This is a genomic window from Stenotrophomonas sp. FW305-C-20-S1, assembly GCF_058783335.1.
Window position 1 is genome coordinate 1 of sequence record NZ_JBYTEK010000018.1, and the last position, 26,970, is coordinate 26,970.

Genomic DNA, 26,970 nt, shown 5'->3' on the forward strand with positions numbered 1-26,970 from the left:
GGGTATTGAGTGCGGCCAGCTGCGCCGCTGCGCTCGCCGGGCATGGCCCGGCGCTGCCGACCTGTCCTGGTAGCGCCGGGCCATGCCCGGCGGATGCCTGACGGGCTTACAGCGCTTCCAGACTGCACCACGGCAATCCAGGCAGGCCCTGCCCGGCCACCGCCGCCGCTACCTGCGCGTCGGCAGCGTCCACATCGATTCCCTGCCGCACATACCAGGCCGGGTCGTAATAGCTGTGCGCGTAGCGATCGCCGCTGTCGCACAGGATGCTGACGATGCTGCCCTGGCGGCCGGCCTCGCGCATCCACTGCGCGGCCTGCAGCACGCCGATGAAGTTGGTGCCGGTGGAGCCACCGACGCGGCGCCCCAGCTGGCGGCTGACATGACGCATCGCAGCCAGGCTCAAGGCGTCGGGCACCTTCACCATGGCATCGACACTGGTCGGGATGAAGCTGGACTCCACCCGCGGCCGGCCGATGCCTTCCACCCGCGAGCCGCCGTTGCAGGTCATGCCGCGCCACTCGTTGCCGCCGGCCAGGGCAGCCTGGTAGCCATCGTAGAACACCGAGACTTCCGGGTCCGCACACAGGATGCGGGTGTCATGCCGGCGATAGCTGACGTAGCGCCCGAGCGTTGCTGCGGTACCGCCGGTGCCGGGGCTGCACACGATCCAGTCCGGAATCGGGCTGGGCTCCTCGGCCATCTGCTTGAAGATCGATTCGGCGATGTTGTTGTTGGCACGCCAGTCGGTGGCGCGCTCGGCATAGGTGAACTGGTCCATGAAGTGGCCGCCGGTTTCGCGGGCCAGCTTTTCCGAATCGCAGTTGAGGTCGCAGGCGCGCTCGACCAGATGGCAGCGGCCACCGTGGAACTCGATCGCGGCAATCTTCTCCGGCGACGTCGTGGCCGGCATCACTGCGATGAACGGCAGGCCGAGCAGGCGCGCGAAGTAGGCCTCGGAAACGGCGGTGGAGCCGCTGGAGGCCTCGATCACCGGCCGCCCTTCACGCAGCCAGCCGTTGGCCAGCGCATACAGGAACAGCGAACGCGCCAGCCGGTGCTTGAGGCTGCCGGTGGGATGGCTCGATTCATCCTTCAGGTACACCTCGATGCCCTCGAACCCGGGCAGCGCCAGCGGGATCAGGTGGGTATCGGCGGAACGGTTGAAATCGGCTTCGATCTTGCGGATGGCGGCGGCCACCCATTCACGCTGCGACATGGCGGGCAATGGTCATCAGGACGGAACGGTGCGATCCGGCCATTGTACGTCGCGGTGCCGTCAGCTGCCGGCCCGTAGAATGACACCCATCCGGCCGGCAACGGCCCTGTCTGAAGGACCTCCCCCATGACCATTCCCGCCCTGCGCGATGTCCCCGGCGTCGCCGCCCAGGCCCCGGCCGAGACCACCGGCTTCGTCTTCAACCACACCATGCTGCGGGTCAAGGACGCCACCGCCTCGCTGGACTTCTACACCCGCGTGCTGGGCTACCAGCTGATCGACAAGCGCGACTTCGCCGAAGCCCAGTTCAGCCTGTACTTCCTGGCCTACGTACCGGCCGGCACCGTGGTGCCGGAAGATGACAACACCCGCCGCCTGTGGATGGCCGGCCTGCCGGGCGTGCTGGAACTGACCCACAACCATGGCACCGAGAACCAGGAAGGCGCCGTCTACCACGACGGCAACAGCGACCCGCGCGGCTTCGGCCACATCTGCGTGTCGGTGCCGGACATCGAAGCGGCCTGCCAGCGTTTCGAAGACCTGGGCGTCACCTTCCAGAAGCGCCTGACCGACGGCCGCATGAAGAACCTGGCCTTCATCAAGGACCCGGACGGCTACTGGGTCGAGATCATCGCCAACGCCTGACCCAGAAAGGGGCACAATTCCGGTAGCGCCGGGCCATGCCCGGCGGCCTTGAGCAGGCCGCGCTGCGCGCTCGCCGGGCCCGGCCCGGCGCTACCGACTCCGTCCCCCTTTTTTGCGAGGTTCGTATGGAAACGATGGAACTGCACCGTGGGCGATTGATCGACCACATCCAGCTGGTCGTACGCGATCTGGCCGCCAGCCGCCGCTTCTACCAGGCGGTGTTCGACACGATCGGCATCCCGGTGGCCGGCGAAGGCGATGACTACTTCTGGGCCGACGAGTTGTTCATTTCCAGCGCCAGCAGCGAGGCCGCTGCCGGCCAGTTGACCGGTCGCCACCATCTGGCGTTCCAGGCACGCGATACCGCCACCGTCGATGCTTTCCACAGCGCTGCGCTGGCGGCTGGCGGCAAGGACAACGGCGCGCCCGGCGAGCGCCCGTACCATCCCGGCTACTACGGCGCCTTCGTGCTCGATCCGGATGGCAACAACATCGAGGTCGTCTACCACGGCCCGGCGAACTACAGCGCCGATTCGGTGAAGGTCAGCTTCTGATTCCTGCGCTACGCGCTCGCCGGGCATGGCCCGGCGCTACCAACGAATGAAACCGGGCATGGCCCGGCGCTACCAACGAAGAAGCCGGGCAATGCCCGGCTTCGTTTCATCACACAGCGCAGGCCTCAGTGGGCCGCCATGTAGATGTCCTGCAACACGGCCTTTTCCAGCTCCAGCTCGCCCAGCAGGTTCTTCACGATGTCACCCAGGCTGAGGATGCCGACCAGCTTGCTGCCGTCTGTGACCATCAGGTGGCGACGACGCGAGTAGGTCATCAGGGACATGGCCTGCTTCAACGTGGCGTCCGGCGCAATGCCTTCCAGGCCGGTGGACGGCAGGCTGGAAATCACCCGGCGACCGGCCTGCGGGCCATCATCGGCCAGACTGCGGACGATGTCCTTTTCGGAAATGATGCCGACCGGCGCATCATCCTTCATCACTACCAGTGCGGCGATTTTATTCGCGCTCATCTTGTGCGCGGCGGCACCGATCGTGTCTTCCGTGTCGATGGTGATGACAGCTTCTTTCTTGGATTGCAGGAGCTCGCGGACGTTCATTCTTGTTTCCTGGTGCAGGTCACTCAAGTCAAAAAAGTGTGCTCTGCCGATTCGCCCCCTCCCCGGGAACAGACCTTTCAGTGCACGTCTGGCGCACCCACCTGCCGCTTGGAATGGATCGGCAGACGTCGTGCTGCAACACGAACGAGGGGGTTCAACGGCTCAACCCGGATCTCGGTCAACTCGATTCTACGACTGCGACCATCGGTCACTAGCGGCATCGATGGGACAGTTCGTCGTAGGAACCAACTGACGATCCAGAGAATGGCACCGCGGCTGAAACCGCCGCTGAATACAGGCGATGTCGCGCATTAAAGATTGATTGCCTGCTGCCGACTGCGGACAGAAAACCCGGCGGCTGTCCCACTTGGCAGCGCCAGCGTCGTAAACGAAAGGGGCCACGTGGGCCCCTTTCGCATGCAGCATCCAATGGATCCGAGTGTTACTCCACCGTAACGCTCTTGGCCAGGTTGCGCGGCTTGTCCACGTCGGTGCCGCGCGCCAGCGCGGTGTGGTACGCCAGCAGCTGCACCGGGATGGTGTGCACCACCGGGCTGAGCACGCCGGCATGGCGCGGGGTGCGGATCACGTGCACGCCTTCGGACTCGTTGAAGTTGCTGTCCTGGTCGGCGAACACGAACAGCTCGCCGCCACGCGCGCGCACTTCCTGCATGTTGGATTTGACCTTCTCCAGCAGGCTGTCGTTGGGTGCGATCACCACCACCGGCATGTCCTCGTCCACCAGCGCCAGCGGCCCGTGCTTGAGCTCGCCGGCCGGGTAGGCCTCGGCGTGGATGTACGAGATTTCCTTCAGCTTGAGCGCGCCTTCCAGGGCGATCGGATAGTGCAGGCCACGGCCGAGGAACAGCGCACTGCTCTTGCGTGCGAAGCGCTCGGCCCATGCGGCGATCTGCGGTTCCATGTTCAACGCATGCTGCACGCTGCCCGGCAGGAAACGCAGCTGCTCCAGGTAGTCCGCTTCCTGTGCGGCATCAACGCGGCCATGCAGCTTGCCCAGCACCACGGTCAGCTGGAACAGCGCGGCCAGCTGGGTGGTGAACGCCTTGGTCGAGGCCACGCCGATCTCGGCGCCGGCACGGGTGTAGCAGACCAGTTCGCTGGCGCGCGGAATCGCGCTTTCCGGCACGTTGCAGATCGACAGCGTGTGCGTGTGTCCCAGCGATTTGGCGTACTTCAGCGCTTCCATCGTGTCCAGCGTTTCGCCGGACTGGGAGATGGTCACGATCAGGTGCTTGGGATTGGCATACGCGGCGCGATAGCGGTATTCGCTGGCGATCTCCACGCTGCACGGCAGGCCGGCGATGGCCTCGATCCAGTAGCGCGCGGTCAGGCCCGAGTAGTAACTGGTACCACAGGCCAGGATCTGCACGCCCTCGATTCCCGACAGCACCGCTTCGGCATTCTTGCCGAACAGTTCGGCCGGGAAGCCACCAGCGTCGATCGCCGCTTCGATGGTGTCGCCCAGCGCACGCGGCTGCTCGTGGATCTCCTTCTGCATGAAGTGGCGGTACGGGCCCAGCTCCAGGGAGGCCAGCGAGACATCGGAGAGATGCACATCGCGCTCGATCGGCTGATCGTTGCCATCGAAGATGCTCACGCCATCCCGGCGGATCTCGGCGGTGTCGCCCTCTTCCAGGAAGATCACCTTGCGCGTGGCCGACAGCACGGCCGACACATCGGACGCCACGAAGTTCTCGCCCTCGCCCAGACCCACCAGCAGCGGGCAGCCCATGCGGGCACAGACGAAACGTTCCGGCTCGGCACGGCTGACCACGGCCAGCGCATAGGCACCGGTCAGTTCCTTCACCGTGTGCTGCAGCGCGACCAGCAGGTCATCGCCCTTCTTCAGATGGTGGTGGATCAGGTGGGCGATCACTTCGGTGTCGGTCTGCGACTCGAAGGTGTAGCCCAGCGCGCGCAGCTTCTCGCGCTGCTCCTCATGGTTCTCGATGATGCCGTTGTGCACCAGCGCCACGCCATGGCTGATGTGCGGATGCGCGTTCGCCTCGGTGACACCACCATGGGTGGCCCAGCGGGTGTGGCCGATACCGAGGCTGGCGTTGAAGCCTTCCGCCTCGGCAGCAGTGGCCATCTCCGAGACACGACCGGTGCGGCGTACGCGGCGCACCTCGGGCCGTTCGGCCTGATCGATCACGGCGATGCCGGAGGAATCGTAGCCGCGGTATTCCAGTCGCTTCAGTCCTTCGATCAGCAGCGGCACCACGTCGCGCCCGGCGATCGCACCCACGATTCCACACATGTCACGCATTTCCTTGAAGACGGTCGCCGCATTCTAGCCTGCGTGTCCGCCAGCCCCCTCCTGTCCGCTTAATGAAAGTGTCCGGAAAGGTGTCCGCGGACACCCGGACAGTAGCGACACATGTTCAACTCATTGATGGAAAAGGAAATAAAGTTGGCACGCTGTGTGCTTTGTCCATAGCACCACTCTGGCACCACCGACAGGCACGAACCCGATGATCCGCGACACCTCCGCCCAGGACCAGATCGTTTCCTCCGCTTCAGCCAGTGCCCCCAAGGCCGCATGGCACCGTTACCGCTGGCCGGCCCTGGCGGGTATCGCGCTGCTGGCCGGCATCGGCTGGGCCGTGCATGCGTGGTCCAATGCCAGCAGCTCGTTCGACAGCAGCCGGGTGCGCATCGCCGAAGTGCAGCGCGGCGACCTGGTGCGCGACATCGCCGCCGACGGCCGCGTGATCGCCGCCAACAGCCCGGTGCTGTACGCCATCTCCGCCGGCACGGTGGACCTGAAGGTGGTCGCCGGTGACGTGGTCAAGAAGGGCCAGGAGCTGGCGATCATCGACAGCCCCGAGCTGCGCAGCAAGCTCGCCCAGGAGGAGGCTACCCTGGCCGGCCTGGAAGCCGAGGCCAGCCGCGCCAACCTGGATGCCACCCTGGCCCGGGCCAAGTCGCGCAAGGAAACCGACCAGGCCAGCATCGAGCGGCAGGCCGCCGACCGCGACCTGCAGCGCTACCAGCGCGGCTTCGATGGCGGCGCGGTGCCGCAGATCGATCTGGCCAAGGCCCAGGACACCCTGAAGAAGGCCGACATCAGCTTGGTCAATGCCACCACCGATGCACGCCTGCAGAGCCAGGGCGCGGACCTGGACGCACGCAACAAGCGTTTGCTGGCCGACCGCCAGAAGGCCGTAGTGGCCGAAGTGCGGCGCCAGGTGGACGCACTGACCCTGCGTGCACCGTTCGATGGCCAGGTCGGTCAGGTGCAGGCCACCCAGGCCACCAACCTTGCCGCCAACGCGCCGGTGCTGGGCGTGGTCGACCTGTCCAAGTTCGAAGTCGAGATCAAGGTGCCGGAGAGCTTCGCGCGCGATCTGGCGATCGGCATGCCGGCGCAGCTGACCGGTGGCAATGGCCAGCCGTTCCCGGGCGAGATCAGTGCGGTGTCGCCGGAAGTGGTCAATGGTGAAGTCAACGCTCGCGTCCGCTTCGCTGCGGCCCAGCCTGAAGGGCTGCGCCAGAGCCAGCGGATGTCGGTGCGGGTGCTGCTGGATACCCGCAGGAACGTCATGAAGGTCGAGCGCGGCCCGTTCGTGGAACAGGGCAACGGTGTGGCGTACGTAATGGATGGCCGCACCGCGGTGCGTCGTCCGATCGAACTGGGCGTCAGCAGCCTGGGCGAAGTGGAAATCAAGTCGGGTGTGCAGCCGGGGGACCGCATCGTGGTCTCGGGCAGCGACCTGTTCAAGGACGCCGAACGCGTCTCCGTCAACTGACAACTCATACATCCTGGAGAGAGGACACCCCATGTACATGCTCGAAATGCGTTCGGTCGCCAAGGTCTTCCGTACCGAACAGGTGGAAACCCACGCGCTGCGTTCACTGGAACTGCAGGTCAAGGAAGGCGAGTTCGTCGCCGTCACCGGTCCGTCCGGCTCCGGCAAGACCACCTTCCTCAACATCGCCGGCCTGCTGGAAACCTTCACCAGCGGCACCTACATGCTTGATGGCCAGGACGTCAGCAAGCTCGGCGATGATGCCCGCAGCCGCCTGCGCAACCAGAAGATCGGCTTCATCTTCCAGGGCTTCAACCTGATTCCGGACCTCAACCTGTTCGACAACGTGGACGTGCCGCTGCGCTACCGCAGGATGAGCGCCGGCGAGCGCCGCGAGCGCATCGAAAAGGCGCTGAGCCAGGTTGGCCTGGGCTCGCGCATGAAGCACTACCCGAACGAACTCTCCGGCGGCCAGCAGCAGCGCGCGGCGATCGCCCGTGCCCTGGCCGGCAGCCCGCGCCTGCTGCTGGCCGACGAACCGACCGGCAACCTGGACACGCAGATGGCGCGCGGGGTGATGGAACTGCTGGAGGAGATCAACGCCGCCGGCACCACCATCGTGATGGTCACCCACGACCCGGAACTGGCCGCACGCGCGCAGCGCAACGTGCACATCGTCGACGGCCAGGTCACCGACCTGGTGCGCGAGCCGGTGCTGGCCACCCCGCGTCGCATCGTCGCCGTCAACGAGTGAGGGCACGACCATGTTCGCCTACTACGCCCGACTGGCGGTACGCAGCTTCCGCCGCAACAAGGTACTGACCGCGCTGATGGTGGTGGCCATCGCGCTGGGCATCGGTGCTTCGATGACCACCCTGACCGTGTTCCACGTGCTGTCCGGCGACCCGATCCCTGACAAGAGCGACCGCCTGTTCTACGTGCAGGTCGATCCGCGCCCGCGCTCGGGTTACCTGACCGGCGAAGAGCCGGAGACCCAGATGACCCGCTTCGATGCCGAGACGCTGCTGCGCGAGAAGCGTGGCGAGCGCCAGGCGATGATGAGTGCGGGCGCCGTCACCGTCGAGCCGGAAGGCAGCACGTTGAAGCCGTTCAACATCGACACCCGCTGGACCTCGGCCGACTTCTTCCCGATGTTCAACGTGCCGATGCTGTACGGCCGCGCCTGGACCGCCGGCGACGATGACGGTCGCGCCCGCGTGGTGGTGCTGTCCAAGGTGATCAATGACAAGCTGTTCCAGGGCGCCGACAGTGTCGGTCGCCAGATCCGGGTCGAGGGCCATTCGCTGCGCGTGATCGGGGTGATGGATACCTGGAATCCGGAACCGCACTTCTTCGACCTGACCGTGGGCAACTACGGCCGCGAGGAAGACCTGATGATGCCGCTGTCCACCGCGATGGACCTCAAGCTCGGCAGCAACGGCAACATGAACTGCTTCCGCGACGGCGCACCCGATGACGACAGCAATTCGATCAACGCGCCGTGCACCTGGATCCAGTACTGGGTGGAGCTTGAGCCGTCCAAGGCCGAGGACTACCGCCGCTACCTGGTGAACTACTCGGACCAGCAGCGGGCTGCCGGCCGTTTCGAGCGCCCGGCCAACGTGCGCCTGCGCACCGTGATGGAGTGGCTGACCTTCAACAACGCGGTACCCAGCGACGTGCGCCTGCAGATGTGGCTGGCCCTGGGTTTCCTCGGTGTCTGCCTGGTCAACACGGTCGGCCTGCTGCTGGCCAAGTTCCTGCGCCGCAGCGGTGAGATCGGCGTGCGCCGCGCACTGGGTGCCAGCCGCGGGCAGATCTTCCTGCAGTGCCTGGTCGAGGCGGGCGCGGTGGGCGTGGTCGGCGGCGTGCTCGGCATCGGCCTGGCACTGCTGGGCCTGTATGCAGTGCGCCAGCAGCCGGTGGACTACGCCAAGCTGGCCCACCTCGACGGCAGCATGCTGCTGCTCGCCCTCGGCCTGACCCTGCTGGCCAGCATTGCTGCCGGCTTCCTGCCCGCCTGGCGCGCGATGCAGGTCACCCCGGCCATCCAGCTCAAGTCGCAGTAAGCACCAGAACGAGGACTTCCCATGGACATCCGCCCCATCCTCAGCACCCTGCGCCGGCACAAGACCGCAGCCGCATTGATCGTGCTGGAAATCGCCCTGACCTGCGCCATCGTCTGCAATGCCCTGTTCCTGGTCACCCAGCGCGTGGAAAAGATCAGCCAGCCCAGCGGCCTGGCCGAGAACGAACTGGTCATGGTCCGGGTCAGCGGCATCGGCAAGCAGGCCAACGCCATGGCCCGCACCAACGAAGACCTGGCATCGCTGCGCGCGATTCCCGGCGTGACCAGCGTGACCAAGGTCAACCAGCTGCCATTCCGCCGCAACTCGAGCAACACCAGCATCTCGCGCGAACGTGACCAGGAGCGCCCGACCGCGTTCGTGTCGTTGTACATGTTCAGCGAGAACGCACTGCCGACGCTTGGCCTGCAGCTGGTCGCCGGCCGCGACTTCCTGCCCAGTGAATACATCGACTATGAGGAAGCCCAGAAGAATCCGAAGCCCGACCGCGCCGCGCCGGTGATCATCAACCAGCAGGTCGCCGCCAAGATGTATCCGGACCAGAGCGCGCTGGGCAAGACCTTCTACATGGGCAACCAGGCCCTGCACGTGGTCGGCGTGGTCGCCCATCTGGCCACCCCCACCGACTACAACGACAACAGCACCCTGTCGATGATGCTGCCGGTGCGTACCGACTTCACCCGCGGCCCGTACATGCTGCGCACTTCGCCGGAACGCCGCGATGAAGTGCTGAAGGGTGCGCTGGCCGCGCTGGAGCACAACGACCCCAACCGCCTGGTGCGCGAGAAACTGACTTACCAGGAACAGCGTGCCGACTACTTCAAGAACGACCGCTCGATGGTCGGCCTGCTGGTGACGGTCTGCGTGGCGCTGCTGGTTGTCACCGCCCTGGGCATCGTCGGCCTGGCCAGCTTCTGGGTGCAGCAGCGCAGCAAGCAGATCGGCATCCGCCGCGCATTGGGCGCCACCCGCGGGCAGATCCTGCGCTACTTCCAGACCGAGAACTTCCTGCTGGCCACGCTGGGCATCGTGCTGGGCATGCTGGCGGCGTACGCCATCAACCTGGCCCTGATGAACATGTACGAGCTGCCGCGCATGCCGCTGCTGTACCTGCCGCTGGGCGCAGCGCTGCTGTGGCTGCTGGGGCAGATCGCCGTGTTCGGCCCGGCCCGCCGCGCTGCGGCGGTGCCACCGGCCGTCGCCACGCGGGGGGCGTGAGATGCGCGCCAGCCTGCTGGTGCTGTTGCTGGCCCTGCCGCTGCCGGTACTCGCCGGCAGCAGCAGCGCGCAGACGCTGGAGTGGCGCCAGGACGATGCGCGGCTGGCGCTGCGCTCGACCGAAGGCGTGGTGAGGGTGGATGCGGCCAGCCCGGAGGCGCGCTTCGGCGTGCGCCATGGCGACCGCATCCTGCGCGTGGACGATTCGCCGGTGCGGCAGATCGAACAGCTCGCCGACGCAGTGCGGGCGGCATCGACGCCCACCGTCCACCTGCTGCTGCGCCGCGATGGCCGGATGCTCACGGTACCGGTGAACGTGGCCCAGTGGCGCCCCGCGCTGGCGCCGCCGCCCCCCCCTCCGGCTCCGCCGCCGCCGCCGCCACGGCGCTGAGTCCGGACGCCCCTGCGCTACCGCTGGTTTCGCTATATTGCAGAGCGGCCCGGTAGCGCCGGGCCATGCCCGGCGGTTCCAGCCGCTGCAACTTCACCCGCCCCGCCGGGCATGGCCCGGCGCTACCCTCTTTGCGACCCATGCCTGCGATCCTGATCATCGACGACAACGCCAGCGTGGGAACCGCGCTGGACGTGCTGTTCTCCCTGCACGACATCGACACCCTGCTGGCGCAGAGCCCGGCCGAAGGGCTGGCGCTGCTGGAATCGCAGCCGGTGGACCTGGTGATCCAGGACATGAATTTCAGCGAGGACACCACCTCCGGTGAGGAAGGCGAGGCGCTGTTCGCACAGATCCGCGAACGCCACCCCGATCTGCCGGTGATCCTGCTGACGGCCTGGACCCACCTGAGCAGCGCGGTGGACCTGGTCAAGGCCGGTGCCGCCGACTACCTGGCCAAGCCCTGGGATGACCGCAAGCTGCTGACCACGGTCAACAACCTGCTGGAATTGTCCGAAGCGCGGCGCGAGCTGGACCAGCGACGCCAGCGCGAACAGCGCCAGCGGCATGCGCTGGAAGACAAGTACGCATTGTGTGGTGCAGTGTTCGCCGACCCCGCCAGCGAGCGGGTGATCGCCCTGGCCTGCCAGGTCGCGCGCTCGGAGCTGCCGGTACTGATCACTGGCCCCAATGGCGCGGGCAAGGAGAAGATCGCGCAGATCATCCAGGCCAACTCGCTGGTGGCCAAGGGTCCGTTCGTGGCGGTGAACTGTGGCGCCCTGCCCTCCGAACTGATCGAGGCCGAACTGTTCGGCGCCGAGGCCGGCGCCTATACCGGCGCCAACAAGGCGCGCGAAGGCAAGTTCGAGGCAGCCGACGGCGGCACGCTGTTCCTGGATGAGATCGGCAACCTGTCGCTGGGTGGGCAGATGAAGCTGCTGCGCGTGCTGGAGACAGGACGTTTCGAACGCCTGGGCTCCAACCGCGAACGCCAGGTCAAGGTGCGCGTGGTCAGCGCGACCAATGCCGACCTGCCGGCGATGATCCGCGAAGGTACGTTCCGCGAAGACCTTTACTACCGGCTCAACACGGTGGAACTGACGCTGCCGCCGCTGGCCGACCGCCCCGGCGACATCGTGCCGCTGGCCGAGCATTTCCTCAGCATCGGCAAGCCGCTGTCCAGCACGGCGGCCACCGCACTGCAGCGCCACCTGTGGCCGGGCAACGTGCGCGAGCTGCGCAACGTGATCCAGCGTGCCGAGCTGCTGGCCACCGGCAACCGCATCGAAGTGGCCGATCTCAACCTGCCGCGTGCACCTGCTGCACCGCGCCCGACGCCAAGCGCCGGCAATGATCCCGATCGCGCACGCATCGAAGAAGTGCTGGCGCGCAACCACGGCGTCATCGCACAGGCGGCCAACGAGCTTGGACTGAGCCGGCAGGCGCTGTACCGGCGCATGGACCGTCACGGCATCCCACGCGAATGAAGCGACGCTCCTTCACCTTCCGCCTGTTCCTGCGCCTGCTGCCGGTGCTGGCGCTGGCTGCCGCGCTGCCGTGGCTGCTGGCCTACTGGATGGACCATGGCTGGGTGGTGACCACGGTCTCCACGATCATCCTGCTGTCATTGATGTGGTGGACGCTGCGCCGCGCCACCGCACCGGTGCGCTCGTTGATGCGGGCGCTGTCCGGGACCACCAGCAGCTACCGCGACGGTGAGTACAACTTCGGCATCTACTGGCCCGGCAATGACGAACTGGGTGACCTGGTGCAGGCACACCGCGAGCTGGGGGAAGTGCTGCGCGCACAACGCCAGGGCCTGGTGCAGCGCGAACTGCTGCTGGACACCATGGTGCAGAACACCCCGGTGGCGATGCTGCTGATCGCCGCCGGTGGCGATGGCATTTCCCGCGTGGTGTTCTCCAACCTGGCCGCGCGCAAGCTGCTGCACAGCGGCTGGAAGCTGGAAGGCCAGCGCATGGAAGACGTGCTCGAGCAGCTGCCGGTGGAACTGCGCGATGCCATCGGCCGCGGCGGCGACAGCCTGTTTGCGGTGAAGTCGGAAAGCGAAGACGGTGTGGAGGGCGACGAGGACGACGAACAGGTCTATCACCTGTCGCGGCGCGCGTTCCAGCTCAACGGCCGCCCGCATGACCTGCTGTTGGTACGCCAGCTCACTGCCGAACTGCGCCGGCAGGAAGTACAGACCTGGAAGAAGGTGATCCGGGTGATCAGCCACGAACTCAACAACTCGCTGGCGCCGATCGCATCGCTGGCGCACTCCGGCGGCGAACTGGTCAAGCGCGAGCGCTTCGACCGGCTGCCGGAGATCTTCACCACCATCGAAGACCGCGCCCGCCACCTGGAAGGCTTCATCCGCGGCTACGCGCGTTTCGCCAAGCTGCCGCAGCCGCAGCTGCAGACCGTGCACTGGGCGCCGTTCCTGTCCAGCCTGTGCCAGCAGATTCCGTTCACGATGGAGCGTGCACCCGACGAGGAACTGAGCAGCCGGATCGACATCGCCCAGTTCGGCCAGGCCCTGCTCAACCTGCTGAAGAATGCACACGAGGCCTGTGCTGAAGCAGATCCACCGAACAACGACGTGCAGGTGCAGCTGACCCGGCTGCCGCAGTGGCTGCGGCTGGATGTGCTGGACCGCGGCAAGGGCATGAACGAGCAGGTGCTGCAGAATGCGCTGATGCCGTTCTATTCGACCAAGCGCAACGGCACCGGGCTGGGGCTGGCCCTCACCCGCGAGATCGTCGAGGCGCACGGTGGTCGCGTGTCACTGCAGAACCGCACCGACGGCGGGCTGTGTGTGTCGATCCTGTTGCCGGTGGGGTAGGTTTGTTCTTCCTTCCTCTGTTGATGGCTGAAGGTTGATCATTGTTCATGGGTGTCACTTTTCTTTGTACGCAAAGAAAAGTAACCAAAAGAAGCGTTCCGCCGGCCGCGAGCCGTCGTGCTGCGCATCGGTGCTCGGCTCGCTTCAAGACGGACTCGAGAAGCAGAGCAAAAGCATCCACGCATGGCGTGGATCTACTGGGTGCAGCTGTGGCCTTTGACTTGGGTCCGCCTTGAAGCGAGCCGAGCACCGCAGGGCCGGCGAGGGCGAAGAGGCGCGGGTGTCTGAGCGCAGCGAGTTCCCGCGCCGTCCCTCGACGGACCAAGGAGCGCAGGGTACCGGCGTGCGCAGCACGACGGCTCGCGGACTGGCGGCGCGTTTCTTTTGGTTACTTTTCTTTTCGCGCGAAAAGAAAAGTGACACCCATGAACCGTGATCAACCTTCAGCAATCAACAGAAGAGGCAAAAACTAAAGCACCCGTCGCATCGCCACCCGCAGGTGCATCGGGAATCCCAACGCGGCTTCCTCGGCCATCACCCCTCGCAGGCCCGCGCCCCACTCTGGCTCCGGCAGCAGGGTGAATCCTTCGCTGGCATAGAACGCCGCATTCCACGGTACATCGGACAACGTGGTCAGCACCGCCGCCGGATAGCCAAGCGCCCTGGCCTCGGCGAGTGCATGCTGCAGCAACGCCCGTCCGTAGCCACGGCGAGCATGATTGGGATCCACATCCATCTGCAGCACATGGAAATCGCCGTCGAGCGTACCGCCCAGCAAATAGCCGGCGATGCCGCCAGCGGCGCCTTCGATGATCCACAACAGGCCACGCCGCAGTCCGGCCTGCAACGTGGGAAGGTCCAGTCCATGGCCGGCGAACACCGGGTACGCCTCGTGCCCGCGCAGCAGTTCACCCGCACGCTGTTCGATGCGGGGCAGCGCACTCAGTTCATCGACGCGCGGTGGCCTCGGCTCAGCTTTTCTTGATGGGGCGCTGCCAGCCATCGATGGTTTCCTGGCGCGCACGGGCTACGGTCAGCTTGCCGTCCGGCGCAGTGCGGGTGATGACCGAACCGGCAGCAATCGTCGCGCCTTCACCGATCAGCACCGGCGCCACCAGCGAACTGTTGGAGCCGATGAAAGCGTTGTCGCCGATGGTGGTGGTCGACTTGTTCACGCCGTCGTAGTTGCAGGTGATGGTGCCCGCGCCGATGTTGACCTTGCTGCCGATCACCGCATCGCCCAGATAGGTGAGGTGGTTGGCCTTGCTGCCCACTCCCAGGGTGACCTTCTTGGTTTCCACGAAGTTGCCCACGTGCACGCCATCGGCCAGCACGGTGCCCGGGCGCAGGCGCGCGAACGGGCCGATCTGCGCCGCACCCTCACTGATCACGCCTTCCACATCGCAGTGCGCACGCACTTCGGTGCCAGCGCCGAGTGTGACGTCCTTCAGCCGGGTGAACGGGCCGATGGTCACGCCATCGCCGAGCACCACCTTACCTTCAAGGATCACATCGACATCGATCATCACATCGCTGCCGACGATCACCTCACCCCGGATATCCACCCGCGACGGATCGCGCACGCGCGCGCCCTGGATGCACAGCGCGCGCACCGCGCGCCGTTGCCAGGCCCGTTCCAGCTGCGAGAGCTGCCACGGATCGTTCGCGCCTTCGGCGTCCTGCGCATCGGCCACCAGGGCCATCTCCGCCGGAGTGAACTCGCGGGCGGCAAAGGCGAATACATCGGTCAGGTAGTACTCGCCCTGCGCGTTGCTGTTGGACAGCTGCGACAGCCAGCGGCGCAGCGCCGTCGATTCGGCAGTGATGATGCCGGTGTTGATGATGCGCACCCGGCGCTGTTCGTCATCGGCGTCCTTCTGCTCGACGATCGCCCCGACCTTGCCTTCGGCGTCGCGCAGCACGCGACCATAGCCGGTGGGATCCTCGACATCGGCCACCAGCACGGCCAGCCGGCCCGGCTGGGCCAGCAGGTCGCGCAGGGTCTGCGCACGGATCAACGGCACATCGCCGTACAGCACCAGCACCTGGGCGGCGTCGGGCACCTCCGGCATGGCCTGGGCAACGGCGTGACCGGTACCCAGCTGCTGCGCTTGTTCCGCCCACAACAGGTCCGGCTGGTCAGCGAAGTAGCTCCGCACCTGATCCCCGCCGTGGCCGTACACCACGTGGATGGCGGCCGGCTGCAGTTCCCGCGCCGTGGCGATCACATGCGCCAGCATCGGCTGGCCGGCAATCGGCTGCAGCACCTTGGGCAGCACCGACTTCATGCGCTTGCCGGCGCCAGCGGCGAGGATGATCACGTGCAGGGGTTGGGTCATGCGGGCGGTCCACGATTCGATGGCGGTGATTCTAGAACGGAGGCCGTTAACATGGGGCCCCCACCATGACCCCGGCACCATGAGCCTGCTCCGCCAAGGCCGTTCCTATCTCGTCATCGGCCTGCTGCAGTTGCTGCTGGACTGGGCGGTGTTCGTGCTGGCGACGGCGGCCGGCATGCCGGCTGCGCCCGGCAACGTCTGCGGACGCGTGGCCGGCATGCTGCTGGGTTTCTGGCTCAATGGACGCATCACCTTCGCCGACGCCAACGGGCAGCGCCTGGGCTGGCGCCGCTTCGCACGATTCCTGCCGCTGTGGCTGCTGCTGACCATGGCCAGCACACTGCTGGTGGCCGCCGCCGACCATGCGCTGGGCCTGCGGTACGCCTGGCTGGCAAAGCCGCTGGTGGAAGCGGGCCTGGCGGTGGTGTCTTTCCTGCTGCTGCGCCATGTCGTGTACCGGTAACGGCGTTTCCGCTACGTTGTCGACACATACAAAAACGCCGGCACTGGGCCGGCGTTCCTGCTCGATGGCGCTGGACCTCAGTGCTTGAGGGTCTTGCGCAGGCGCTCAAGCGCCTGCAGCTGGACAACGGCCTCTGCCAGCTTCTGCTGGGCTTCGGCCACTTCCATCGCTTCGCCGCGGTTGGCCAGGATGCGTTCGGCTTCTTCCTTGGCCTTGCGGACCGAGGCTTCGTCGATGTCCTGTGCGCGGATCGCGGTGTCGGCCAGCACGGTCACCACCTGCGGCTGCACTTCCAGGATGCCGCCGGAAATGGCGAAATCCAGCTGCTCGCCGCTCGGCGTGGTCACTACCACCTTGCCCGGCTTCAGGCGGGTGATCAGCGGTGCGTGCTTGGGCGCGATGCCCAGTTCGCCCAACTCACCGGTGGCCACGACCAGGGTCGCTTCGCCACGGAAGATTTCCTGCTCGGCGCTGACGATGTCGCAACGGATGGTGCTCATGTAACTCTCTTCGCTAGGGGGCGGGTCGAACCCACCGCAGGGATTCCGCAGCGGTGGGCGCAGGCCCACCCCGTGTCACGGTCGGGACGGGCGTGTGCCCGTCCCCGCCGCATCAGGCCTTCTCGGCCATCTTCTTGGCCTTCTCGACCGCTTCTTCGATGCTGCCGACCATGTAGAACGCCTGCTCCGGCAGGTGGTCGTACTCGCCATCGACGATGGCCTTGAAGCCACGGATGGTGTCCTTCAGCGACACGTACTTGCCCGGCGAGCCGGTGAACACTTCGGCCACGTGGAACGGCTGGCTGAAGAAGCGCTCGATCTTGCGGGCGCGCGACACGGCCTGCTTGTCTTCTTCGGACAGTTCGTCCATGCCCAGGATGGCGATGATGTCCTTCAGTTCCTTGTACTTCTGCAGGGTCTGCTGGACGCGCTGGGCGGTGTCGTAGTGCTCGTGGCCGATGACCAGCGGGTCCATCTGGCGGCTGGTGGAGTCCAGCGGATCGACCGCCGGGTAGATACCCAGCGAAGCGATCGAACGCGACAGGGTCACGGTCGAGTCAAGGTGGGCGAAGGTGGTCGCCGGCGACGGATCGGTCAAGTCATCGGCCGGCACGTAGACGGCCTGGATCGAGGTGATCGAACCATTCTTGGTCGAGGTGATGCGCTCCTGCAGGACGCCCATTTCCTCGGCTAGGGTCGGCTGGTAACCCACTGCCGACGGCATACGACCCAGCAGTGCCGACACTTCGGTACCGGCCAGGGTGTAGCGGTAGATGTTGTCGACGAACAGCAGCACGTCCTTGCCCTTGCCGTTCTCGTCCTTCTCGTCGCGGAAGTACTCGGCCATGGTCAGGCCGGTCAGGGCGACGCGCAGACGGTTGCCCGGCGGCTCGTTCATCTGGCCGTACACCATCGCGACCTTGTCCAGGACGTTGGAGTCCTTCATCTCGTGGTAGAAGTCGTTGCCCTCACGGGTACGCTCACCCACGCCGGCGAACACGGACAGACCGCTGTGCGCCTTGGCGATGTTGTTGATCAGTTCCATCATGTTGACGGTCTTGCCGACGCCGGCGCCGCCGAACAGGCCGACCTTGCCGCCCTTGGCGAACGGGCACATCAGGTCGATGACCTTGATGCCGGTTTCCAGCAGCTCGGTGGCCGGGGACTGGTCTTCATACGACGGAGCAGCGCGATGGATTTCCCAGGTGTCGCTGGAGGCGACCGGACCGGCTTCGTCGATCGGGCGGCCGAGCACGTCCATGATGCGGCCCAGGGTGCCAGCGCCGACCGGCACGGAGATGCCGCGGCCGGTGTTGGTGGCCACCAGGTTGCGCTTCAGGCCATCGGTGGAGCCCAGCGCGATGCAGCGGACCACGCCGTCACCGAGCTGCTGCTGCACTTCCAGGGTGATTTCGGTGTTGTCCACCTTCAGCGCGTGGTACACCTTCGGCACCGACTCGCGGGGGAATTCGACGTCGACGACGGCGCCGATGATCTGAACGATCTTGCCCTGACTCATTGCTGCATCCTCTAAATGTGTGCTTTTAACGAACGCGGTCAGACTGCTGCCGCGCCGCCGACGATTTCGGAGATTTCCTGGGTGATCGCTGCCTGGCGGGCCTTGTTGTAGACCAGCTGCAGGGTTCCGATCAGCTTGTTGGCGTTGTCACTGGCCGACTTCATCGCCACCATGCGCGCGGCATGCTCGGAAGCGACGTTTTCCAGCAGCGCCTGGTACACCAGCGACTCGATGTAACGCGTCATCACGTGCTCGAGCACGGTCGCGGCATCGGGTTCGTACAGGTAGTCCCAGTCGTGGTGCGCAACCTGCTTCTCAGCGGCCGGCAGCGGCAGCAGCTGATCGAAGCTGGCCTTCTGCGTCATCGTGTTGACGAAGCGGTTGTAGACCAGGTACACGCGGTCGACCTTGCCTTCGGTGAAGGCGTCGAGCATGACCTTGATCACACCGATCAGCGATTCCAGCTTCGGCGTGTCGCCGATGTGGGTCACCGTGCCGACCATGTTCACCTTGACCCGGCGGAAGAAGGTCGATGCCTTCTGGCCTATGGTCACCAGGTCCACTTCGGCGCCCTTGTCCTGCCAGGCCTTGGCTTCGCCAAGCATCCTGCGGAACAGGTTGTTGTTGAGGCCGCCGGCCAGACCGCGATCGGAGGAGATCACGATGAAACCGACCCGCTTGACCTGCTCACGCTCGACCAGGAACGGATGCTGGTAGTCGGTGCTGGCCTGCGCCAGGTGGCCGATCACCTGCTTCATCGCCTGCGCGTACGGACGCGAGGTCTTCATCCGATCCTGCGCCTTGCGGATCTTGGAGGCCGAGACCATTTCCAGGGCGCGCGTCACCTTGCGGGTGTTCTGCACGCTCTTGATCTTGGTTTTGATTTCGCGTCCGCTTGCCATCTTTTATTCCCGTGGCGCGGGGCCGGGGCCCCGCGTTGTTCAACCGTTTGATCGTCTGGTCCAGCGGAGCATCGCTCCGCTCTACAGGACCTCGATTACCAGCTGCCGGTGGTCTTGAACTCGACGATGCCCTTCTTGAAGGCACCTTCGATGTCGTTGTCCCAACCGCCGGTGGCGTTGACCTTGCCGATCAGTTCGCCCTGGGTGTTGGCGAAATGCGCGTGCAGGCCTTCTTCGAACGCCAGCAGCTTGCTGACCGGCACGTCGTCGAGGTAACCCTCGTTGACGGCGTAGATCGACAGCGCCTGGTTGGCGATCGACATCGGCGCGTACTGCTTCTGCTTCATCAGCTCGGTGACGCGCTGGCCGCGCTCAAGCTGCTTGCGGGTGGCTTCGTCCAGGTCCGAGGCGAACTGCGCGAACGCAGCCAGCTCGCGGTACTGGGCCAGCGAGATACGGATGCCGCCGGACAGCTTCTTGATGATCTTGGTCTGCGCCGAACCACCGACGCGCGACACCGAGATACCGGCGTTCACGGCCGGGCGGATGCCGGCGTTGAACAGATCGGTTTCCAGGAAGATCTGGCCGTCGGTGATCGAGATCACGTTGGTCGGAACGAACGCGGAAACGTCGCCGGCCTGGGTCTCGATGATCGGCAGCGCGGTCAGCGAACCGGTCTTGCCGGTCACCGCACCGTTGGTGAACTTCTCGACGTACTCTTCGGACACGCGGGCAGCGCGCTCGAGCAGACGGGAGTGCAGGTAGAACACGTCACCCGGGTAGGCTTCACGGCCCGGCGGGCGCTTCAGCAGCAGCGAGATCTGGCGGTAAGCCACGGCCTGCTTGGACAGATCGTCGTACACGATCAGCGCGTCTTCGCCGCGGTCCATGAAGTACTCGCCCATGGTGCAGCCCGAGTAGGCGCTGATGTACTGCATCGCGGCCGATTCGGACGCGGTGGCAGCCACCACGATGGTGTGAGCCAGGGCGCCGTTCTCTTCCAGCTTGCGCACGATGTTGGCAACGGTCGAAGCCTTCTGGCCGATCGCTACGTACACGCACTTGATGCCGGTACCCTTCTGGTTGATCACCGCATCGATGGCCAGTGCGGTCTTGCCGGTCTGGCGGTCACCGATGACCAGCTCGCGCTGGCCACGGCCGATCGGGATCATCGAGTCGACCGACTTGTAACCGGTCTGCACCGGCTGGTCGACCGACTTGCGCCAGATCACGCCCGGAGCAACGCGCTCCACCGGAGCGGTCAGCTGGGTGGCCAGCGGGCCCTTGCCGTCGATCGGCTCGCCGAGCGCGTTGACGACGCGGCCCAGCAGTTCCGGACCGACCGGCACTTCCAGGATGCGGCCGGTGGTCTTGGCGACGTCACCTTCGCGCACGTTCTCGTAGCCACCCAGGACCACGGCGCCGACCGAGTCGCGCTCCAGGTTCAGGGCCAGGGCAAAGGTGTTGTTCGGCAGTTCGATCATTTCGCCCTGCATCACGTCGGCCAGACCGAAGATGCGCACGATGCCGTCGGACACGCTGGTCACGGTGCCTTCGTTGCGCGATTCCGCGGCCAGCTTGACCTTCTCGATGCGGTTCTTGATCAGTTCGCTGATTTCGGAGGGGTTGAGCGTGGTTGCCATCGTCAAGTCCTAGTGCCGGCAGCGGGGCCGGACGTTAAATGAATTCAGTTAGCGAGCGCGGTCTGCAGACGGGCCAGCTTGCCCTTCAGCGAACCATCGATGACCACGTCGCCGGCGTCGATCACAGCGCCGCCGATCAGCGAGGCGTCGACCGCGGTGGCCACTTCGACCTCGCGGTTGAAGCGCTTGCGCAGCGCGGCCTTGATCGCGTCCAGCTCGGCAACCGACAGCTCGGCCGCGGAGGTCACCGTGGCCTTGACCACGTGCTCGGCCTCGGCGCGCAGGGCGTCGAACATGCCGGCGATCTCCGGCAGCAGCGGCAGACGATGCGACTCGGCAAGCACAGCCAGGAAGCGCGAGTAGGTCTCGCCGCGGGACTCCGGCGCCAGCAGGGCGATGGCGTCATCGCGACCCAGCTCCGGGTTGGCGAGCAGGGCCGCCACGCGCGGGTCGGCGGCGACGTGGGCGGAGAACGCCAAAGCGTCCGACCACGGCGCGAACGCGCCTTCGTCACGCGCGGTCGCGAAGGCGGCGCGGGCGTACGGGCGGGCAAGCGTGAGGGCCTGGCTCATCCTTAAATCTCCGAGGCCAGCTCGTCGAGCAGCGCCTTGTGGGCGTTGGCGTCGATTTCGCGCTTGAGCAGCTTTTCGGCACCGGTCACGGCCAGCGCGGACACCTGCTTGCGCAGATCTTCACGGGCACGGTTGGCGGCGGCGTCGATTTCGGCCTGGGCCAGGTCCTTCTGACGGGTGGCTTCGGCAACAGCTTCGTTGCGGGCCGCGTCGACGATCTGGTTGGCACGCGCGTGGGCCTGGTCGATGATCTCGTTGGCCTTGGTGCGGGCTTCCTTCAGCGCTTCATTGACCTTGTCCTGCGCCTGGGCCAGATCTTTCTGGCTGCGGTCGGCAGCAGCGAGGCCTTCAGCGATCTTCTGCTGGCGCTCTTCGATCGCGTTCATCAGCGGCGGCCAGATCTTGGTCGCGATGAGCCAGATCAGGGCGGCAAAGGCCAGGGCCTGGGCGATGAGGGTAAAACCGATATCCATGGGGTTCGCTCAGTCGGTTGTGACGGGATGGATGCGCCGCCACACGGGCGGCGCCTCCGAACCTTCATCCGCGACCAGGCGCCTGCGGCGCCCGGTCGTTTCACTTTCGCTGGATCAGCCAGCGATTGCCGGCAGGCGCGAGACGAACTCGCCGACCAGCGGGTTGGCGAAGGCGAACAGCAGGCCCACGGCGACCGAGATGATGAAGGCGGCGTCGATCAGGCCGGCGGTGATGAACATGCGGACCTGCAGGACCGGGATCAGTTCCGGCTGGCGCGCGGCCGACTCCAGGAACTTACCGGCCATGATGGCCAGACCCAGACCGGCGCCCAGCGCGGCCAGGCCGATCATGATGCCGACGGCGAGGACGGTGGAGCTCTGAACTTGGGCGAGATTGGTCAGGACGGCGAAGTACATGGTTTTCTCCAGGAACTTGATTGCTAAGGGTTTAGAAACAAACGGATGAAGGGTGAAGCGAAACTCAGTGAGCGTCTTCCGACAGGCTCAGGTACACGATGGACAGCATCATGAAGATGAAGGCCTGCAGCGGGATCACCAGCAGGTGGAACAGCATCCAGCCGAAGCCGGCGAACGCGCCTGCAAACATGCCGGCGATACCTGCACCGCCCAGCACCCAGATCAGCAGGAACACGATTTCACCGCCGAACATGTTGCCGAACAGTCGCATCGCCAGCGAAATCGGCTTGCTCAGCCACTCGACGATGTTCAGGATCAGGTTGAACGGCATCATCCACTTGCCGAACGGTGCGGTCAGGAATTCCTTGGTGAAACCACCAATACCCTTGGCGCGCAACGCGAAGAACAGCATCAGGAAGAACACGCTGATCGACATGCCCAGGGTGGCATTGACGTCAGCGGTGGGGACCGGCTTCCAGTACGGCACGCCCATCAGTTCGAGCGGCTTGGCGATGAAGTCGGCCGGGATCATCTTGATGAGGTTCATCAGGAGGATCCAGAAGAAGATCGTGATCGCGATCGGGGTCACCAGCTTGCTGGTGCCGTGATAGGTGTCCTTGGCCTGGCGGTCAACGAACTCCAGGCAGATCTCGACGAATGCCTGCCACTTGCCCGGCACGCCGGAGGTGGCCTTGCGGGTCGCCATCCAGAAGGCGACGACCATCACCAGGCCCATCAGCAGCGAGGTTACCAGCGTGTCCACGTGGATCGCCCACGGGGTGCCATGACCTGCAGTCAGATTGTGCAGGTGATGCTGGATGTAGGAGGTGGGTGTAAGCGCCTCGCCTGCCATGTGTCCGGAACCTTAAGTTAAATGAATTCGATTAGCGCCTGGCCATGGCCAGGACCTGGAACATCAGCCCGACGGCGATACCGGCCAACAGCGCCAGTGCAGGCAGCTTGAAGACCAGGAACCCCACCATCAGGACACCAAAAACGAGCGCCCACTTGGCCACGATCGCAACGATCAGGCGTGCCATGGCCGAACCGGCCCCCAGCGCACCACCACCCAGCGCCATCCGTGCCGCCACCCAACCACCGGCCGAAACCGCCACACCGGATGCCAGGGCACCAAGGGCATACTTCGGCCCCACCAGCAGGAAGGCCAGAGCCAGGACAGCCACCGCGGCCAGCGGGTAGACCGCGGCGCGCAGCATCAGTCGCCGACCCGTTTCTACGGAGTTCAGCACAGGACGTCCCGCGTGGTTACAAGTGGATGGCTGAGGCGACTACAGCAGGGGGGCCTCATCGAGCCGCCAAATTATAGCAATGGGACAATTTGCGAGACAACCGCTGCCTGTTCATATCGGAACAGCGCAAGTTGCGGTAAGGGCTGCGGTTTTGCAGCCCACCACGGGGACAATGCCATCTGCGCGATGTTGCGGTGCAGCGCATTGAACTTTGGTCGCAGGCGGCGGAACTTTTCGCCGACGGCAGTGGTCCCATCTTCCGACCTGCCTGCAGCTACCTCGTCGACGCTTCGCCTGCAGGTCCCCATGATGGCCCCGAAGCGCCGCTCCGGGGCCATCTTTTCGCAGGGCGCTGACAGCGCTGAACCGTCCACATCGCGTGGACCATACCTTCACGAATGGTGGACAGCGACGTCCGGCAAAGTGGCCTTCATTCCGATGAACCACTGCAAGGACTCTTTCGATGCGCTCCGTCCCCACCCTGCTCGCCCTCTCGCTTCTCGCCGCCGGCGCGTCGTTCGCCTCCTCCGCCCATGCCGCCGAAGGCGATGACCGCTTCGCCCTGCGCCTGGGTGCGATGAACATCGACTCGGACAACACCCTGCGCGGCAACACCAATGTCGCCGGCCAGGACATCGGCTTCTCCGAGGACTTCAAGCTGGGTGGCAAGGAATGGGAGCCGCGCATCGACGGCATGTTCCGCATCAGCAACCGCCAGCGCCTGCTGTTCAACTACTTCAAGTACGACAAGGACCGCCGCGAGACGCTTGGCCAGGACATTTCCTTCGGCAACGTCAACGTGCCGGCCGACAGCTTCGTCAAGGCCGAGCTGAAGTACCAGGTGGCCAGCCTGGTGTATGACTACTCGGTGGTGGACACCGAGAAGTTCGATCTCGGCCTGCAGCTGGGTGCCGAATACGCCAAGGTCAGCACCAAGGGCTACGCCGACCTGGGCACGGTGTATGAAGGCCAGTTCCTGGACGAGAAGACCGACGGTGTGGCGCCGGTGGTCGGTGCACGCCTGAGCTTCACCCCGTCCGAAAAGTGGATGATCACCCTGCAGGGCCAGTACCTCAACACGCGCTGGGGCAGCTTCGACGACTACAAGGGTGACCTCAGCCGCGCCAACGCGATCGTCGATTACCGCTTCACCCAGAACTTCGGCGTATTCGCCGGCTACGACTGGTTCAAGCTGGATGCGGACAAGAAGGGCAGCGACGGCACCATCGGCCTGAAGCAGGAATTCAAGGGCCCGGTGGCGGGTATCAGCGTCACCTTCTAAACCCTGCTCCCCTTCCACAGAACTCTCTCTCCTGGCGCGGCCTCCGGAACATCGGGGGCCGCGTTTTTTCTTTGCATCGTCGAGCAGAAGCGGGTTGGTCGAGCGCTTGAGGGAGAGGGGGCGGGGTGCGAATGTCCCCCGGCGCCGGCCTGCGGCCGTCACCTCCTCCTTTACTTCGCACCCAGCCCCCTCTCCCTCCGCGTGTCAGGCATCCAGGCAGCCGCTGCGGTGGTTGTGGCTCCGCCTTCCGCAAGCCGAGCCGCTGCGCGGGCGGCAGGCGTTTCAACAAAGTAAAGGAGGAGGCGACCGCCGAAGGCGGGCGACGGGGGACATTTGTCGAAATGCCTGCCGCCCGCGCAGCGGCCCGAACGCTCGCAGTGAGCATGATCGAAGACTCGCGCAGACGACCAACAAAAAACCCGGCTTGCGCCGGGTTTTCCGTTTCGCCGGGCATGGCCCGGTGCTACTTCTTTTTAGGAAGATACAGATCGGTGATCGTGCCGTCGTAGATTTCCGAGGCCATCGCCACCGATTCGCTCAGTGTCGGGTGCGCGTGGATGGTGTGGCCGATATCTTCGGCTTCGGCACCCATTTCGATCGCCAGGCCGATCTCGGCCAGCAGGTCACCGGCGTGCACGCCGACGATCGCACCGCCGATGATGCGGTGGCTGTCCTCGTCGAAGATCAGCTTGGTGAAGCCCTCGGTGCGACCGATGCCGATCGCGCGGCCGCTGGCGGCCCACGGGAACTTGGCCACGCCAACCTTCAGGCCCTTGGCCTTGGCTTCGGTCTCGGTGACGCCAACCCAGGCGATTTCCGGGTTGGTGTAGGCCACCGACGGAATCACCCGTGCCACCCACTCCTTCTTGTGCCCGGCAGCCACTTCGGCCGCCAGCTTGCCCTCGTGCGTGGCCTTGTGCGCCAGCATCGGGTTGCCGACGATGTCGCCGATGGCAAAGATGTGCGGCACGTTGGTGCGCATCTGCCGGTCGACCGGAATGAAGCCACGATCGGTCACCTGCACGCCGGCCTTTTCAGCATCGATCTTCTTGCCGTTCGGCGAACGACCCACGGCCACCAGCACGCGGTCGAAGGTGCCCTGCGCCAATGCCGGCGTCTGGCCTTCCTCGGCGGCTTCGAAGGTCACGGTGATGCCCTTGGCATCGGCGGTCACGCCGGAGGCCTTGGTCTTCAGGTGCACGTCAATGCCCTGCTTCTTCAGGCGGTCGGCCAGCGGCTTGACCAGGTCCTTGTCGGCGCCCGGCATCAGCTGATCCATGAACTCGACCACGGTGACCTTGCTGCCCAGCGCGCCGTACACGGTGGCCATTTCCAGGCCGATGATGCCGCCACCGACGACCAGCAGCGAACCCGGCACTTCGGCCAGTTCCAGTGCGTCGGTGGAGTCCATCACGCGCTTGTCGTCCCACGGGAAGTTCGGCAGCTTCACCGCCTGCGAACCGGCGGCGATGATGCACTTCTGGAAGCGCAGCAGCTGGGTGCTGCCGTCAGCGGCGGTGATTTCCAGCTCATTGGCGGACACGAACTTGCCCACGCCCTGCACGCTGCGGACCTTGCGCTGCTTGGCCATGCCGGCCAGGCCCTTGGTCAGCTGGTTGACGACCTTTTCCTTGTACTGGCGCAGCTTGTCCAGGGTGATGGTCGGCTTGCCGAACTCGACGCCGAAATCACCGGCATGGGCGACTTCGTCGATCACCGCAGCGGCGTGCAGCAGTGCCTTGGACGGGATGCAGCCGACGTTGAGGCAGACGCCGCCGAGGCTGGCGTAGCGTTCGACCAGCACCGTATCCAGGCCGACGTCGGCGGCGCGGAAGGCGGCGGTGTAGCCGCCCGGGCCCGAGCCCAGCACAACCATTTCGCATTCGATGTCGGCGGCCTTGCCACTGGACAGTGCCGGCTTCGGTGCCGCGGGCTCGGCGGGGGCGCGGTGCGACGGCGTCACCGGCGGCTTGCTGGCCGGGGCGGCGGCCGCCGGGGCCGGCGCAGCGGTCTTGGCCGGCGCTTCAGCGGCGCCTTCGGTCTCCAGCAGCACGACGACCGCGCCTTCGGACAGCGTGTCGCCCAGCTTGACCTTGATTTCCTTGACCACGCCGGCTGCCGAGGACGGCACTTCCAGGGTCGCCTTGTCCGACTCCAGGGTCACCAGACCCTGGTCTTTCTTCACCGTATCGCCAACGGCGACCAGCACTTCGATCACCGGCACATCGCTGTAATCGCCGATGTCGGGAACCTTGATTTCAATCGTGGCCATGGTGGGTTTTCCTCGTGCCCGACCGGCGTGGCCGGCGGGCTGTCACTGC

26 protein-coding genes are annotated in these 26,970 nt (G+C 65.6%); 11 read left to right on the forward strand and 15 right to left on the reverse strand.

The annotated features are described in order from the left end of the window. Positions 1-106 precede the first annotated feature (106 nt). On the reverse strand, positions 107-1,219 hold the full coding sequence (locus AC3WTC_RS11325; protein WP_025877326.1) for a PLP-dependent cysteine synthase family protein: 1,113 nt from the start codon (positions 1,217-1,219) through the stop codon (positions 107-109). Positions 1,220-1,345: 126 nt separating this feature from the next. On the opposite strand from AC3WTC_RS11325, the gene gloA reads away from it, so the two are divergent. Continuing rightward, positions 1,346-1,864, forward strand: a complete 519-nt coding sequence (gene gloA, locus AC3WTC_RS11330) for a lactoylglutathione lyase (RefSeq protein ID WP_088101934.1) — start codon at positions 1,346-1,348, stop codon at positions 1,862-1,864. A 125-nt stretch (positions 1,865-1,989) separates the two neighbouring features. Further along, the gene (locus AC3WTC_RS11335; RefSeq protein ID WP_025877330.1) at positions 1,990-2,418 is read left to right on the forward strand and encodes a VOC family protein; all 429 of its coding nucleotides are present in this window, start codon (positions 1,990-1,992) and stop codon (positions 2,416-2,418) included. Between the two features lie 125 nt (positions 2,419-2,543). Here the strand turns inward: AC3WTC_RS11335 and AC3WTC_RS11340 are convergent, their stop codons facing one another. Both AC3WTC_RS11340 and glmS read right to left on the reverse strand, forming a co-directional pair. Next, positions 2,544-2,975 carry a CBS domain-containing protein gene (locus AC3WTC_RS11340; protein ID WP_025877332.1) on the reverse strand — a complete coding sequence of 144 codons (432 nt, stop codon included), beginning with the start codon at positions 2,973-2,975 and terminating at the stop codon, positions 2,544-2,546. Between the two features lie 442 nt (positions 2,976-3,417). Continuing rightward, complete coding sequence (gene glmS, locus AC3WTC_RS11345; RefSeq protein WP_032976564.1) at positions 3,418-5,256, reverse strand: glutamine--fructose-6-phosphate transaminase (isomerizing); 1,839 nt, start codon at positions 5,254-5,256, stop codon at positions 3,418-3,420. A 214-nt stretch (positions 5,257-5,470) separates the two neighbouring features. Here glmS and AC3WTC_RS11350 point away from each other — a divergent pair, with 214 nt between their 5' ends. From AC3WTC_RS11350 to AC3WTC_RS11380, 7 genes are all read left to right on the forward strand, one after another. Then, positions 5,471-6,748, forward strand: coding sequence for an efflux RND transporter periplasmic adaptor subunit (locus AC3WTC_RS11350; protein ID WP_025877336.1), 1,278 nt, complete (start codon positions 5,471-5,473; stop codon positions 6,746-6,748). Between the two features lie 31 nt (positions 6,749-6,779). Further along, on the forward strand, positions 6,780-7,502 hold the full coding sequence (locus AC3WTC_RS11355) for an ABC transporter ATP-binding protein (protein WP_025877338.1): 723 nt from the start codon (positions 6,780-6,782) through the stop codon (positions 7,500-7,502). Positions 7,503-7,512: 10 nt separating this feature from the next. After that, the gene (locus AC3WTC_RS11360; protein ID WP_492711439.1) at positions 7,513-8,817 is read left to right on the forward strand and encodes an ABC transporter permease; all 1,305 of its coding nucleotides are present in this window, start codon (positions 7,513-7,515) and stop codon (positions 8,815-8,817) included. A gap of 21 nt (positions 8,818-8,838) precedes the next feature. Further along, positions 8,839-10,053: an ABC transporter permease gene (locus AC3WTC_RS11365; protein ID WP_033832271.1), complete on the forward strand. Its 1,215-nt coding sequence runs from the start codon at positions 8,839-8,841 to the stop codon at positions 10,051-10,053. A gap of 1 nt (position 10,054) precedes the next feature. After that, positions 10,055-10,444, forward strand: coding sequence for a PDZ domain-containing protein (locus AC3WTC_RS11370; RefSeq protein WP_218788011.1), 390 nt, complete (start codon positions 10,055-10,057; stop codon positions 10,442-10,444). A 140-nt stretch (positions 10,445-10,584) separates the two neighbouring features. Next, positions 10,585-11,931, forward strand: a complete 1,347-nt coding sequence (locus AC3WTC_RS11375) for a sigma-54-dependent transcriptional regulator (protein ID WP_025877345.1) — start codon at positions 10,585-10,587, stop codon at positions 11,929-11,931. Further along, positions 11,928-13,289: a sensor histidine kinase gene (locus AC3WTC_RS11380; RefSeq protein WP_492711440.1), complete on the forward strand. Its 1,362-nt coding sequence runs from the start codon at positions 11,928-11,930 to the stop codon at positions 13,287-13,289. The genes AC3WTC_RS11375 and AC3WTC_RS11380 overlap by 4 nt, the downstream gene beginning before the upstream one ends. A 469-nt stretch (positions 13,290-13,758) precedes the next feature. Here the strand turns inward: AC3WTC_RS11380 and AC3WTC_RS11385 are convergent, their stop codons facing one another. Both AC3WTC_RS11385 and glmU read right to left on the reverse strand, forming a co-directional pair. After that, entirely contained in the window at positions 13,759-14,292 is a 534-nt protein-coding gene (locus AC3WTC_RS11385; protein ID WP_492711441.1) for a GNAT family N-acetyltransferase, read from the reverse strand. Beyond that, positions 14,261-15,628 carry a bifunctional UDP-N-acetylglucosamine diphosphorylase/glucosamine-1-phosphate N-acetyltransferase GlmU gene (gene glmU / locus AC3WTC_RS11390; protein WP_100436937.1) on the reverse strand — a complete coding sequence of 456 codons (1,368 nt, stop codon included), beginning with the start codon at positions 15,626-15,628 and terminating at the stop codon, positions 14,261-14,263. Before glmU ends, AC3WTC_RS11385 begins: the two co-directional genes overlap by 32 nt. A 79-nt stretch (positions 15,629-15,707) precedes the next feature. Here glmU and AC3WTC_RS11395 point away from each other — a divergent pair, with 79 nt between their 5' ends. Beyond that, on the forward strand, positions 15,708-16,091 hold the full coding sequence (locus AC3WTC_RS11395; RefSeq protein ID WP_100436938.1) for a GtrA family protein: 384 nt from the start codon (positions 15,708-15,710) through the stop codon (positions 16,089-16,091). A 77-nt stretch (positions 16,092-16,168) separates the two neighbouring features. Here the strand turns inward: AC3WTC_RS11395 and AC3WTC_RS11400 are convergent, their stop codons facing one another. The 9 genes from AC3WTC_RS11400 to AC3WTC_RS11440 all read right to left on the reverse strand — a co-directional run bounded on the left by AC3WTC_RS11400 (position 16,169) and on the right by AC3WTC_RS11440 (position 23,334). Continuing rightward, the gene (locus tag AC3WTC_RS11400) at positions 16,169-16,591 is read right to left on the reverse strand and encodes a F0F1 ATP synthase subunit epsilon (protein ID WP_025877355.1); all 423 of its coding nucleotides are present in this window, start codon (positions 16,589-16,591) and stop codon (positions 16,169-16,171) included. A gap of 112 nt (positions 16,592-16,703) precedes the next feature. After that, the gene (gene atpD, locus AC3WTC_RS11405) at positions 16,704-18,110 is read right to left on the reverse strand and encodes a F0F1 ATP synthase subunit beta (protein ID WP_025877357.1); all 1,407 of its coding nucleotides are present in this window, start codon (positions 18,108-18,110) and stop codon (positions 16,704-16,706) included. 38 nt (positions 18,111-18,148) lie between these two features. Then, positions 18,149-19,012, reverse strand: a complete 864-nt coding sequence (gene atpG, locus AC3WTC_RS11410) for a F0F1 ATP synthase subunit gamma (RefSeq protein ID WP_025877359.1) — start codon at positions 19,010-19,012, stop codon at positions 18,149-18,151. A 95-nt stretch (positions 19,013-19,107) separates the two neighbouring features. Next, positions 19,108-20,655, reverse strand: coding sequence for a F0F1 ATP synthase subunit alpha (atpA, locus tag AC3WTC_RS11415; RefSeq protein ID WP_025877361.1), 1,548 nt, complete (start codon positions 20,653-20,655; stop codon positions 19,108-19,110). Positions 20,656-20,699: 44 nt separating this feature from the next. Continuing rightward, entirely contained in the window at positions 20,700-21,227 is a 528-nt protein-coding gene (locus AC3WTC_RS11420; RefSeq protein ID WP_025877363.1) for a F0F1 ATP synthase subunit delta, read from the reverse strand. Positions 21,228-21,229: 2 nt separating this feature from the next. After that, on the reverse strand, positions 21,230-21,700 hold the full coding sequence (locus tag AC3WTC_RS11425) for a F0F1 ATP synthase subunit B (protein ID WP_025877365.1): 471 nt from the start codon (positions 21,698-21,700) through the stop codon (positions 21,230-21,232). 114 nt (positions 21,701-21,814) lie between these two features. Beyond that, the gene (atpE, locus tag AC3WTC_RS11430; RefSeq protein ID WP_025877367.1) at positions 21,815-22,117 is read right to left on the reverse strand and encodes a F0F1 ATP synthase subunit C; all 303 of its coding nucleotides are present in this window, start codon (positions 22,115-22,117) and stop codon (positions 21,815-21,817) included. A 64-nt stretch (positions 22,118-22,181) separates the two neighbouring features. After that, the gene (gene atpB, locus AC3WTC_RS11435; protein WP_025877369.1) at positions 22,182-22,970 is read right to left on the reverse strand and encodes a F0F1 ATP synthase subunit A; all 789 of its coding nucleotides are present in this window, start codon (positions 22,968-22,970) and stop codon (positions 22,182-22,184) included. A 31-nt stretch (positions 22,971-23,001) separates the two neighbouring features. Then, positions 23,002-23,334, reverse strand: coding sequence for a hypothetical protein (locus AC3WTC_RS11440; protein ID WP_032952006.1), 333 nt, complete (start codon positions 23,332-23,334; stop codon positions 23,002-23,004). A gap of 496 nt (positions 23,335-23,830) precedes the next feature. On the opposite strand from AC3WTC_RS11440, the gene AC3WTC_RS11445 reads away from it, so the two are divergent. Beyond that, positions 23,831-24,649: a hypothetical protein gene (locus AC3WTC_RS11445; RefSeq protein ID WP_025877373.1), complete on the forward strand. Its 819-nt coding sequence runs from the start codon at positions 23,831-23,833 to the stop codon at positions 24,647-24,649. Positions 24,650-25,112: 463 nt separating this feature from the next. Here AC3WTC_RS11445 and lpdA read toward each other — a convergent pair whose 3' ends face one another. After that, on the reverse strand, positions 25,113-26,921 hold the full coding sequence (gene lpdA / locus AC3WTC_RS11450) for a dihydrolipoyl dehydrogenase (RefSeq protein ID WP_492711443.1): 1,809 nt from the start codon (positions 26,919-26,921) through the stop codon (positions 25,113-25,115). Positions 26,922-26,970 lie beyond the last annotated feature (49 nt).

Bases quoted from the DNA above. Each gene is read 5' to 3' on its own strand.
- atpE (WP_025877367.1), bottom strand. From the start codon at position 22,117: ATGTACTTCGCCGTCCTGACCAATCTCGCCCAAGTTCAGAGCTCCACC.
- AC3WTC_RS11340 (WP_025877332.1), bottom strand. From the start codon at position 2,975: ATGAACGTCCGCGAGCTCCTGCAATCCAAGAAAGAAGCTGTCATCACC.
- AC3WTC_RS11355 (WP_025877338.1), top strand. From the start codon at position 6,780: ATGTACATGCTCGAAATGCGTTCGGTCGCCAAGGTCTTCCGTACCGAA.
- glmS (WP_032976564.1), bottom strand. From the start codon at position 5,256: ATGTGTGGAATCGTGGGTGCGATCGCCGGGCGCGACGTGGTGCCGCTG.
- atpA (WP_025877361.1), bottom strand. From the start codon at position 20,655: ATGGCAACCACGCTCAACCCCTCCGAAATCAGCGAACTGATCAAGAAC.
- gloA (WP_088101934.1), top strand. From the start codon at position 1,346: ATGACCATTCCCGCCCTGCGCGATGTCCCCGGCGTCGCCGCCCAGGCC.
- atpD (WP_025877357.1), bottom strand. From the start codon at position 18,110: ATGAGTCAGGGCAAGATCGTTCAGATCATCGGCGCCGTCGTCGACGTC.
- atpG (WP_025877359.1), bottom strand. From the start codon at position 19,012: ATGGCAAGCGGACGCGAAATCAAAACCAAGATCAAGAGCGTGCAGAAC.
- glmU (WP_100436937.1), bottom strand. From the start codon at position 15,628: ATGACCCAACCCCTGCACGTGATCATCCTCGCCGCTGGCGCCGGCAAG.
- AC3WTC_RS11385 (WP_492711441.1), bottom strand. From the start codon at position 14,292: ATGGCTGGCAGCGCCCCATCAAGAAAAGCTGAGCCGAGGCCACCGCGC.
- AC3WTC_RS11400 (WP_025877355.1), bottom strand. From the start codon at position 16,591: ATGAGCACCATCCGTTGCGACATCGTCAGCGCCGAGCAGGAAATCTTC.
- AC3WTC_RS11325 (WP_025877326.1), bottom strand. From the start codon at position 1,219: ATGTCGCAGCGTGAATGGGTGGCCGCCGCCATCCGCAAGATCGAAGCC.
- lpdA (WP_492711443.1), bottom strand. From the start codon at position 26,921: ATGGCCACGATTGAAATCAAGGTTCCCGACATCGGCGATTACAGCGAT.
- AC3WTC_RS11335 (WP_025877330.1), top strand. From the start codon at position 1,990: ATGGAAACGATGGAACTGCACCGTGGGCGATTGATCGACCACATCCAG.
- atpB (WP_025877369.1), bottom strand. From the start codon at position 22,970: ATGGCAGGCGAGGCGCTTACACCCACCTCCTACATCCAGCATCACCTG.
- AC3WTC_RS11420 (WP_025877363.1), bottom strand. From the start codon at position 21,227: ATGAGCCAGGCCCTCACGCTTGCCCGCCCGTACGCCCGCGCCGCCTTC.
- AC3WTC_RS11360 (WP_492711439.1), top strand. From the start codon at position 7,513: ATGTTCGCCTACTACGCCCGACTGGCGGTACGCAGCTTCCGCCGCAAC.
- AC3WTC_RS11425 (WP_025877365.1), bottom strand. From the start codon at position 21,700: ATGGATATCGGTTTTACCCTCATCGCCCAGGCCCTGGCCTTTGCCGCC.
- AC3WTC_RS11375 (WP_025877345.1), top strand. From the start codon at position 10,585: ATGCCTGCGATCCTGATCATCGACGACAACGCCAGCGTGGGAACCGCG.
- AC3WTC_RS11445 (WP_025877373.1), top strand. From the start codon at position 23,831: ATGCGCTCCGTCCCCACCCTGCTCGCCCTCTCGCTTCTCGCCGCCGGC.
- AC3WTC_RS11440 (WP_032952006.1), bottom strand. From the start codon at position 23,334: ATGCTGCGCGCCGCGGTCTACCCGCTGGCCGCGGTGGCTGTCCTGGCT.
- AC3WTC_RS11380 (WP_492711440.1), top strand. From the start codon at position 11,928: ATGAAGCGACGCTCCTTCACCTTCCGCCTGTTCCTGCGCCTGCTGCCG.
- AC3WTC_RS11350 (WP_025877336.1), top strand. From the start codon at position 5,471: ATGATCCGCGACACCTCCGCCCAGGACCAGATCGTTTCCTCCGCTTCA.
- AC3WTC_RS11395 (WP_100436938.1), top strand. From the start codon at position 15,708: ATGAGCCTGCTCCGCCAAGGCCGTTCCTATCTCGTCATCGGCCTGCTG.
- AC3WTC_RS11365 (WP_033832271.1), top strand. From the start codon at position 8,839: ATGGACATCCGCCCCATCCTCAGCACCCTGCGCCGGCACAAGACCGCA.
- AC3WTC_RS11370 (WP_218788011.1), top strand. From the start codon at position 10,055: ATGCGCGCCAGCCTGCTGGTGCTGTTGCTGGCCCTGCCGCTGCCGGTA.